5 protein-coding genes and 1 pseudogene are annotated in these 11,291 nt (G+C 49.0%); all 6 read right to left on the bottom strand.

Annotated features, from left to right (window positions below; genetic code table 11):
- Positions 1 to 455, bottom strand: a pseudogene (locus BHV64_RS04400) (MFS transporter); the annotation flags it as partial.
- Between the two features lie 18 nt (positions 456 to 473).
- Positions 474 to 2,534 carry a glycoside hydrolase family 20 protein gene (locus BHV64_RS04395; protein WP_022061060.1) on the bottom strand — a complete coding sequence of 687 codons (2,061 nt, stop codon included), beginning with the start codon at positions 2,532 to 2,534 and terminating at the stop codon, positions 474 to 476.
- A gap of 140 nt (positions 2,535 to 2,674) precedes the next feature.
- Positions 2,675 to 3,883, bottom strand: a complete 1,209-nt coding sequence (locus BHV64_RS04390; protein ID WP_015546236.1) for a DUF1735 and LamG domain-containing protein — start codon at positions 3,881 to 3,883, stop codon at positions 2,675 to 2,677.
- 20 nt (positions 3,884 to 3,903) lie between these two features.
- Positions 3,904 to 6,222: a glycoside hydrolase family 18 gene (locus BHV64_RS04385; protein ID WP_168950004.1), complete on the bottom strand. Its 2,319-nt coding sequence runs from the start codon at positions 6,220 to 6,222 to the stop codon at positions 3,904 to 3,906.
- 32 nt (positions 6,223 to 6,254) lie between these two features.
- Complete coding sequence (locus tag BHV64_RS04380; protein ID WP_015546238.1) at positions 6,255 to 7,829, bottom strand: SusD/RagB family nutrient-binding outer membrane lipoprotein; 1,575 nt, start codon at positions 7,827 to 7,829, stop codon at positions 6,255 to 6,257.
- Positions 7,830 to 7,844: 15 nt separating this feature from the next.
- Positions 7,845 to 11,165 (bottom strand): SusC/RagA family TonB-linked outer membrane protein, encoded by a 3,321-nt coding sequence (locus BHV64_RS04375; RefSeq protein WP_288115588.1) that lies wholly within the window; start codon positions 11,163 to 11,165, stop codon positions 7,845 to 7,847.
- Positions 11,166 to 11,291: the final 126 nt, after the last annotated feature.

Genomic DNA, 11,291 nt, shown 5'->3' with positions numbered 1-11,291 from the left:
CGAGGTGCTGAAACCCTCGTAAAGCCACCCCGCAAGCCACACCAGACCGCCCGTGGCGACCAGTTTCGCAAGGTTGTAGAACGCACCCTGCCAGCCGATGTATTTCGCCTGGGACGCAGGCGATAGCTCCGACATGTAGACTCCGTCGGCCGCGATGTCGTGCGTCGCCCCGCTGAAGGCAACGACCGCAAAGACAGCAACACTGACCGAGAAGAACAGCGGAAGCTGAAGCGACAGGGCCGCGACGCCGAACAGAACGCCGCTCAACAACTGGCTCCCCACGACCCAGAACTTCTTCGTCCGGTAAAGCTCCAGAAAAGGGCTCCCTGAGCATCCGAGATCCCCAGGTCCTTGTACAGAACCGCAGAAACCATGTTCAGAACCACAAACGGAAGCCCCATCGCAAAGTACAAACTCGGAACCCACCGAAGGGGTGAACGCGAAGAAAGATTCATTTCTGTAGGATCAATGTATTACTCCACAATTATCTCATCGGTGAAAATCCATCCGCCAGGATGTCCGTTATGAAAGGCTTTCAGCCGAATATAACGTCCTTGGGATTCACCCGTCCAGCCAAACGTCCGGTAACAGTCCTGTCTGAAATCGAACGGCACGTCGTTCTCAACGGTCGCAAGCATCGTATACGCCTTATTATCGTTCGAAACAGAAATTTCAACCGCCCGAGGCATCCAAATATCAGCATAGAATCCCTGCATAAAGTCTGCGGCAATATGTTTCACTGAACAGCATTCCCCCAAATCAACCACCAGATCAATGTCTGTATCGAGCCAGCCTTGCCAGCGGCCGTCGCCGTAATTCCAGTCTCCGCGCAGCCCGTCGGTCAGCGAGCCATCGCCCACAGCCGCGTATTTCGGGCTGTAAGGCGTATGGTAAACAACCGGTTTGCCTGTCGAGAGGCACAGAACAGGTTCGATTGATTCGGGACGGTCCCCTACGGCATTCTTCTGATCGAAAGGATGATATCCCCTCTCTTGCATCCACGCCACGGCATCGAGTACGCGGGCATGAAAATCATCGTAATCCTTGCGTTCCGGAAGGCTCCACCCCACTTCGGCAATAGCCATCAAGCGCGGCCATATCATATGCTCGGCATGTTCCCCGGTCGGCACATGCTCGCACCACAAATTACCCTGCACACCAAGGATCATCGGCACTACATCGACGCCGAGCGAATCGGGAGCCGGATCCAGGGAATAAGCCTTTTCAAGCGTGACGAAAGCCGCAGCAGCAGCCGGTTCACGCGTAGGATCATCTTGGCAATAATCAAGGTAACAATAACTATTGGGAGTCATCACGGCCTGATGTCCCGCACGGGCGGCTGCAATACCGCCCTCGGAACCTCGCCACGACATCACCGTAGCGTCCGGAGCCAATCCGCCTTGCAGAATCTCGTCCCAGCCCAGCAAACGGCGTCCCTTACCGTTAAGAAACACCTCAACACGATGCACCAGATAGCTCTGCAATCCGTCAACATCTTCCAGTCCTTCCTGCCTCATCCGAGTCCGACAGCGCGGACATGTCGCCCAACTCGCCTTGTCCGCTTCATCACCTCCAATATGGATATATTCCGAGGGAAAAAGTTCAATGACTTCCGAAAGCACATTCTTCAGAAATTCGAAGGTTTCTTCATTGCCAATACACAAGTCCTTATTGACATAAGGCTTGCCGCTGCAGGCAAGTTGCGGATAGGTTGCCAGCACCTCCTCGCTATGCCCGGGCATCTCAATCTCGGGAATCACGGTGATATGCAGGGCGCGAGCGTATTCAACCACCTCGCGGATCTCCTCCTGCATATAATAACCGCCTTCGGCCGCAGGATCATCCCGATGACAGTAACGCCGGTCGCCGTAATACCACTCCGTATAACAGGAATAGGGCCTCCAAGCCGCAAAATCCGTCAACTCGGGATATTTCTTGATCTCGATACGCCAGCCAGCACCGTCGGTCAGATGCCAATGAAACCGGTTGAGCTTGTAGCGGGCCAGCAGATCGAGTTGCCGTTTGACAAACTCCTTATCCCGGAAATGACGCGATACGTCGAGCATGAAGCCCCGGTAAGCGAAACGCGGAGCGTCTTCGATCGTAACGGCGGGAATACGTTGCCCCGTATGCTCTGCCAACTGCGCCAGCGACTGCAAACCGTAAAACAAACCGGCTGCATCAGGAGCCGTAATCGTCATGCTGTCGCGGACGACATCAAGCCGATAACTCTCGGGGGCACCTTTATCTGCAATCCGCAACCGCAGAGCCGGAATATCGCCTTCGAGGGCTTCGACAAAAGGAACGGGGAAAAACCGGCCTGCAACCGAACGCTCCATCCACGCTGCAAGATCGGCTTTTTCCTGCCCCTCAAGATCAGTGACATAAGTCAACGTCCGAGGCATACGGAATGTCCCTTCACCCCAATTCACATGCTGCGGAACGGGAATGATTCCCGTAGAAAAGGTCTCCGACGGCCGGCTGCATGCCCCGGCAAACAACACTGCGGCAAGAAACAGATATCGTAATTTCATAGTTTATTTTTTAATTAAAAAGCGGACGGCTTGCAGGCCGCCCGCTTCGATACATAGCACTGCATTTTTCCGTACAACGAGGTCCGTTGCTTAAAATAGGGATTCAAAAAACAGGACCATTTCGAAAAAATGTATGTCGCTTACCAATTGGTGTCAATAAAATCCGGATTTCTTCCTTCCCCGTAGGCATCATATCCGTGGCCCGTCTGATCGACAATCCGATTATAGAAAATGCGATTAAGAATCGGGTCTCTACGAGGCTCTTCAAGCACTTCGCATTCGTTCATCTTCCAATAGGCCAGCAAGCCGGGCGACTGCGGATCGACAACCACCAAATCCTTGTTGTTGGCGATTTCATTCGACGAGAGCGCCCGCGACCAGACACGTGCCTCGGCCAAATAACCGTTAAGCGGACGGTTATTGTTATAAACCGAAGCTGCACCCAAACTGAAGCCAATTCCAGTACGGCCCAATTTATGGTATCCAGCAAGGTTGACAGTTTCGCCCTTGTGCGTCTGCTCAGCAACAAACTTTCCGTCAATATAAACACGTAATGTAGAGCGCGACCACACGGCGGCCACGTGATACCACAGGTTCGGAGCACAAGGAGAATTGATAGCTGCCGGCTGATAATCACCCTTGCAGACCTGGAGCACGTCATAGCCGATCTTCACGTCGCCGAAACGCATACAAACATCACCCTCAAATCCCATAATCGACGAAATATAGGGATCGCTCTTCGTGAATGAGTTGACCATAACACGGCACTCAAGCGTCACCTCCTGCATCGTTTCGAGATTCAATCCTTCAAATGAGGGATGCTCGGGGAAAGTCGGAACAAAGCACTTGTTGCCTGACCCAATATAGACCGCTTTACTCCTAACCGGTGCCCGGAATACAAGAAAAAGCTTACTCGACGATTCCAAGATCGACATGCCTCCGTCCGTAGAGGCGATCTTGACCGGCAGACAATAGAATGTTCCCGGTTTCAGTTCCTCGTTCACGACAACTTCGACACTTTCCGAAACATTTTTACCGGCAGCAATCACCACTTCTTTTTTCGCAAACGTAAAGTCTTCGAGTGCAACGGCAGTCCGTCCGTATCTGTCATTATAATCCGCAACCAGTTCCGGACATGCTTCAAACGACACATGCGTATCACGGTCGACAATCTGTGCCGCCGAAACTGTAAATTCGGCTTTTTCTCCAGCTTGGGAGATCGTAATGGTTTTAACCTCTTGCCGCTGTGCCTCGGTGATATAAATCGACGGTATGTATTCGGAAGCCTCCTGACACCCTGCAAGAGCAGCCATACCTGCGACAAAAACAATAAAATATTTCAGGTTCATAGTTTTTTCGTATTTAACAATTAATTCGAAGCAATGGCATTGAACTCATTGCACCCTACATAACTATTAGATGCACTCTCTTTATCGCAACGATAGGTCATTCGGACAAAACGGCAAGAAACAGGCTTATAGAATTTCACATACTGCCAATCATCACCGCTCAAAGCCAAAGAGACGAAAGAATCCCCCGATTGCGAAACCCAATGCTGACCGTCTTCGCTCGTCTTCACGTCATAAAGCCGTAATACCTTATAATAGCCTAAACCATACATGGGACGGATGCGGAAACCTGCAAGCGTATGAACATTCACCATATCGACAGTCGCCGTCACGGAGCCGTTTGTAATATACCAGCCTGATTGATTCATCGCTATTGCTCCGTCGAACATTTGCGAAGAGACGAGCCCTTCTGCACCCGGAGCATCATAAGTCCATCCGCTCATATCCGCAATCACCGTACCGGGAACCCGCGTAGCATTTTCCTCAATATTCCCTTCCATCTTTTTGAATACCACGAATTTAACAACATCCTTATCTCCAATGGTATTGAAATCCGCATTCCCGCCAAGATCGACTTTCAAAACCACCATCGATCCGTCCGACGTCAGTTTTTCATAATCAACAGCCTTAATCTCAACAGGGGTGGTCGCCTGACTATTTTTCGGAAGCAACAACTCGTCTGGAAGCGTTACATCATTCGCAGACATCGGGGTGTATTTCGTGCCGTGCTGTTTGTTATAACTATCAACTAAGGCAGGATCAGCCACAATGGAAAATTTGCTATCGACAGGCACTCCGATGGAGGCCTGCAATTGCAACGTATAACCTTTCTTCTCAATGACCATACCGTCTTCTCCTTGCATCACAGAGATTTCAGTCACCTGCTCCATTCCAGGAAGCGACAGAACACAAACCTGCTGCTTCGTCTTCAACTTAAGGTAACAAACCTCTTTGTCGGTATTGGCAGAAAAACCTGAATGCTTTGAGAAATCAACACGCACTGGAACCAAATATTCCTCATCACCCAACGCCGTCATATCTGTAATGCCTACTATAACTGGAGTCTCCGAATCCTGTGCCCCAGCCACGAAATGAAGCGGTCCGGAAAAAGAGACAAGTGCGGGATCCAGCGTTTTATATTCCGTATAATAATAATTATTATAAGCAGTCACCAGACTGTTGTCCACAACCAGCGGAATATCTGCATCGGCTGTTGGTACGCCCGTCAACGATGCCGTCAATGAGAACTGAACCCCTTCGCTCATGCCCGAAGGAAAGACCGGAATCTCGAAAGCGTACTCGCCTGCCTCGTTCAACGTAACCAAATTTTTCGAATAGTCCCCATGCGGGGCAGGATTTGCATACTGAATCGCCTGACGCATATATTTATAAGGCATATCCGAATGGCCATATTCATACTCCATGTGATAAGCGCCAAAGCCGCACGAAGTACCATTTACCGCAAAATCGGCCATGCCTTGCAACGACATCATCTGTTTGCCGGACAAGGTAGTATGAAGTATCCCGCCGCTTTTCCACATAGATTCGAAATTTTCAGTAAAAATAAGCTGATCGGCTTTCCAGCCCACCCGTTCTGCACTTGCCGTACGGCTTGTCAATGATGTATAGCCCATGGTCGCAGACGAGCATCCATAAGCCTGCGAAACACCATAATTACAAAGCTCTGCAATACCCTGATCAAGAGCATCAATGTTACCATCGATCAGAAACAAACGCCCTGTCCCCGATTTAGGACCGATATACTGGCTCAACTCTTCGCAGAACTTCTTGAACAGTCCGGGCGTGGTATTCAGTGGTCCCAAATGGTCTGCAGCAGTCTCGAAATCAATATCAATACCGTCATATTGATATTTATCAATCGAATCCTTGCCCCATGCCCTGGCATAGTCTTTAAGAGACTCATCGGTGATCTGACCGTCAACCTTGAACTCTTCGGGAACATCTTTTGCTGAAATACAAAAAACAACCTTCGTTCCCAATACCTGCTGCACGAAAGCTTTGTCTTCGATCTGCTCCCGACTCAGACTGTGCCACTGACTCCATATCGAAATAATATCCATCGAGTCGGGGGCACTGCGCAGGCGACTTTGTTCAGAAGGATTGATAGCTGTCCAAGAACCAAACCAGCCGAAAGCGAGTTTGTGATCCGTTTTCTTGTAAGCACGCAAACGGGCATAATAAACATCGTCACGTACGATGGGCGACTGTAATTCCGGACGTTGGATTTGAACCGGCTCAGGAGTGGTCTGCTTCTCACAGGAAATGAACGCAATTCCACAAACGAGCGGCAACAGAAAATGTTTTATACTATTTTTCATAATGAAATTCATTTGTGATTTCTATTCGACTTTTATCGGGCATCCCACCAAAGTCGGGTACCTCCACTGTCGGGTCCTCCCAACAAGCGCGTCGCAGCATTCACGGCTCCGGCGTTGTTCGCATACTCGCTCTTGGGGAAAATCACCCGTCGAATCTGCTTATTTTTGTCAATCGACGGATCGTTGCTATTTTCGTTAATCGGGAAAAGTTTCGGGAAACCCGTGCGACGGAACTCGGCCCATGCCTCCATCCCATTAGGGTAGAGGGCGATCCACTTTTGAGTAATGATTCGCTCCAACTCATTTCCATCTTCGGCCCACTTCACAGAAACGGTTCCTAATGCATTCTTTGAATACTTGGTCGGATTTTCCGACATATCTATGAATCGGGCAGGGGTCTTCATACTCTGCGCATAATCGGCAGCATCAGATGCGGACAATCCGTTCTCGAGAAACGACAGACGAATGCCCTCTTCATAATCGGATTTGGCCCCGCTCTTATCGCCTTTCAGCAGTTTGAATTCCGCTTTCAGGAAAGCCACCTCCGAAGCAAGCAGCCAACGCATCGGAGTCTCACCGAAAATGTTTGGAGCGGACATCTTGGTATAAAATTTCTGTTCGGTCGACCCCAAACCGTTAACCACACCATGAAAACCTCCTCCGGTAATGGTCGCAGGTTGGAACATCTTCTCGCGGCGCGGATCTTCATAACCATTCAGATACGAATCCATCGAAGCTCCCATACGGGCATCGTTGTAGGAGTTCCAAATCATTTCCAACGGATTGGTGACCGTAATCTGGCGATAAGTCTGCAACAAGGCATTCTCATCCGTCGAGGTGATGACCCCGCCCTCAATGGCTTCCTGCGCATATTGAAGGGCCAGGTCCGGCTCGACATAGCGGATACGCATCGCCAGACGCAGTTTGAGCGAACGGGCAAATTTCAGCCATTTGGCAAAATCCCCGCCATAAACGGCATCAACCTTCACCAACGCTTTGCTGTCGGGCGTTGTAGCAAGAAAATCTTCCAAAACGGAAATCGAATTATTGAGCGTCTGGAAAAAATGGTCGTAAAGTACATCTTGAGCATCATAAGGCGAGCGCGCCTCCCCGAAATGGAGTACAGGCAGGGGACCATACATATCGCTGGCCCGGTGAAGAGTCACAACCTTCAGAATATCTCCGACAGCCATCACCTCGCCGGCAACCAATCCCTGATCGTAGGCCGCTTTGAGTTGAAGCCATGCAGGCATCACTTGCGTAAATGCAACCGAAAAGACAGTACTGCGCCAATTATTCGTCAAATTATAAACGAGTGGATTGATACCACCCTCCCAATGATTGGCACATGCCATGTAACCGGCATAATGGTCTGCCAACAAGTTCCAACCTGTCTGATAATTATTCACAGGAACCGTCGTTTCACCCGTAGTGGGATACATTGCATCCAGCTCCATGGAGGTGATCAATGTAGTCGGGTCGATTTGCTGTGCGGAATTCGGGTCGGTATTGAAATGCTCGAAATCGCCCGTACAAGATACCATTGTCAACAGCGAAGCCGTAACGAAAGCCAAACCAATTTTGGTTCTATATAAAGTATTTTTCATGATGATTCTATCGTTTTAGAATTGAAGTCTCACGCTGAAACCGATTGTACGGACACTTGGCTGCATGAAAAAGTCGATTCCCTGATAATAAGTGCTTGTCGAAGCGGTCTGTTCGGGATCGAACGGAGCTTTGTTATAAAGCATCCAAAGGTTGCGGCCCACAAGCGACACCGTCGCCTGCATCTTGTTACGGAACCATTTCGAAGGCAGGTCATAACCCAATGAAAGCTCCCGCAGACGCACGTTATCCATATCGTAGACATAACGAGCCAGCATGCCCATACCGTCGCCTGTATTATTAAAGAACTCCTGAGCTCCGGAACCAGGAAGCATCTGATGTTCCGAAAGCTGAATCCCGTTTTCACGAGCATCAACCGAAGCTTCTGAAACCCCGAAGCGGTCCATCAAAGCTTGTGTCACCGACACACCGCGACCGCCGATGCGCGCATCGAACAATGCACCGAGTGAAATACCTTTCCAGGAGAACTGGTTATTCCATCCCAAACGGGCACGCGCATCCGTATTTCCTGCATAAATCCAGGTGTCGGGATCGGTCGTCACCGTATTCGAGTTCGGATCGACATAAATGTTGCCTTTGTCATCGGTTTTAAGACCTGTCACATAGAAATCTCCGATAGAGCCGCCCTTTTTCAACTTAACCCGATAACCTCCGAAATCCATATTCACTTCCGGAAGATTCACTTCAGCTCCCGTTACGGGATCAATCGTTCCTTCGGGAACCAGTTCGCGAATCGTATTGCGGTTCATCGAAAAAGTGAAACTCGTCGACCATGAGAAATTCTTCCACGTGTTCTTATAGCCGGCAACAGCCTCAATACCCCAGTTATTGACTTTACCGGCATTCAAATAGGCCTTCTTGTAACCGGTCGAGGGAGGGGCGTCATAGCAGAACAACTGGTTATAAGTCGCCGTATTATAGTAAGTAAAGTCAGCCCAGATCTTGTTGTCGAGAAACTTTGCATTCATACCTACTTCGAAAGATTTGGTACGCTCCGGACGCAAATGCGTAGCAGGAGCGATCGTTTCGGTTGTCACAACCCCTCCCTTGATCGAATAATTCCGTCCCGTAATGTAACGCTGCGGCGGGTTGCCGACCTCGGCGTACGAGGTCCGAATTTTAAGGAACGAAATGCCTGTTTTCGAAAGATCTGCCATCGACGAGATCACGGCAGAAAGGCCTACTGAAGGATAAAAGATATTCAATTCATCCGTAAAAGCCAACTGCGAAGCCCATTCGTTACGAGCCGTCACATCCAGATAAAGCATCCCTTTCCAACCCAGTTGTAACGTGGCATAAACGGCCTGACTCTGATCATGGTAATTCTCTTGACCGGGTAGTGTGTTCAGGTCGCTCGATACGATATTGTTATAAGTGAATTTATTCGGAATACCGGCCAAATGTCCCTCATAACCGACCAGTGAATGTTTGTCATCCGTAAGACTGGCTCCCAAGTTAAATTGCAGGGAAAGCGCTCTGTCGAAAAAACTCTTGTCGATGGACAAAAGGGCATCAGCATAGAGGTTATTATGACTCATTGTATGGTTCAAGTAGTTACCATATTCCGATGCAAAAAGAGTATTCGAAGAGGCATAGATTTTACGCGTATAATTCATCCGCGTGTTGTCCGTACGCACCCGACCGGACAGAGTCAACCAATCGGTAACATTCCATTTGAGCGTAGCATTGAATGTATAACGCTGCATATTATTCTCGAACAGCTCTCGATTGGTAACCCAATAAGGATTTTCCACGCCATTAATGAATTCCAAACCCCAAAATTGTTCGCTGTAACCCAAACCAGCATTATAACGCTCGTAAAGTTGATACTTACGGATATCATCTCCTCGCGGAAACAGATAGACGCCGATCAGCGGATTGTGATAGATACCCTGCACCAATGCATTCCGCGAATACTGCTTCATATAAGTAGCACCCAAATCGAGCGTCAGCTTTTCAGGCAGAAGCACGGCGGAATTCCGCAAGGAAAAATTATAACGGTTGTAGACATTGTTGGGAATAATGCCCCGCGTGTTTACAGAAGCGGCCGAAAAATAAGTCTGATTACGCTCGGTACCAGCGGTGATGCCAATCGAGTTCGTTTCATCAAACCCGGTCTGGAAAAAATCTTCGGGGTCATAACGATGGGGGGGGGAAACCAACTTCTCACCCCAACTCATTGAAGGTGCGTCTGAACTCGTACCATAGGTATTCTGAAACTCAGGCATTACGAGAGGCGATGAAAAGGTTGTATTGTTGGCATAGTTAACACGCACACGTCCTTCTTGTCCCTTTTTAGTAGTAATAAGGATCACACCGTTGGCTCCCTGTGAACCATAGAGAGCGGCTGCCGTAGCTCCCGTCAATACAGACATCGACTCGATGTCCTCTGGGTTGATGTTGGCGATACCTTCGTAATCGCCACCATCGGGCGTTTCATAAATGCCTTCCGTCTGTTTAGAACGCAGGCTCGGAAGCGGAATGCCGTCAACTACATAAAGTGCATTGTTATCCCCGTTGATCGACTTCACGCCACGCATAACCACACGCGTCGAACCTCCGGCTCCCGAAGCGCTGGCATTGATCTGCAAGCCTGCGATCTTTCCGGAAAGCGAATTGACGAAATTGGCATCCTTAACCGTATTGACAATAGAGCCAGAAACCTCCTGAACATTATAGGTCAATGCTTTTTCCTGTTTCTTGATACCGAGCGCCGTCACCACGACAGCATCTACACCAAGCGACTGTTCCTGCAAAACGATATCAATTCGCTCCCGGGTGCCGACAAGCAGTTCAATCGGCTCATATCCCAGATAATTAACCGTTATCATAGTATTTGCATTCACTTCTGGAATACGCAACGTATAAACTCCGTCGACACCTGAACTCGTGCCAACAGTCGTTCCTTTGACAAGTATTGCCGCACCTATCACAGCATCACCTTTATTGTCCGTTACTTTTCCCGACACGACTTTCGGACCATCCGTTTGTTGGCTCCTGACAGTAAGAATAATATTGGAACCTTGAATTTCATAAACCACATCTGTTCCCTTCACCATCTGATCAAGAGCCTCAGCAACAGGACGCTTATTAACATGCACATTGACCAAACGCCCCGTGTCCATATTTTTATCATAAATAAACAAATACTTGGTCTGATTTTCGATTTCGTCCATTACCTGCACCATCTTCTCCTGTTGCAAATCAATGGTTACGAGCGCTGTCTGTGCCTGAGCAGCCGAGGCCGTAAGACAAAAGAAAGTTACGAACAGCGAGATTATCAGACGTTTTGATTGCCTGATAGTTTTTTTCTTCATATCTTTGTAAATTAAAGAGGGATAATGAGCCGGAAATATCCGGAATTAATTCAAATAACGACGTTACCCTCCAGTGCCCGAAACTGTGACAGCAGTTCGGGCATCTTTTTATAAAAAGATAACGCG

The sequence above is a fragment of the Alistipes sp. 56_sp_Nov_56_25 genome (assembly GCF_001915285.1).
GTDB lineage: Bacteria > Bacteroidota > Bacteroidia > Bacteroidales > Rikenellaceae > Alistipes > Alistipes shahii.
Note: the sequence above shows the minus strand (reverse complement) of the source record. Positions and strands in the feature narration are given on the sequence as shown.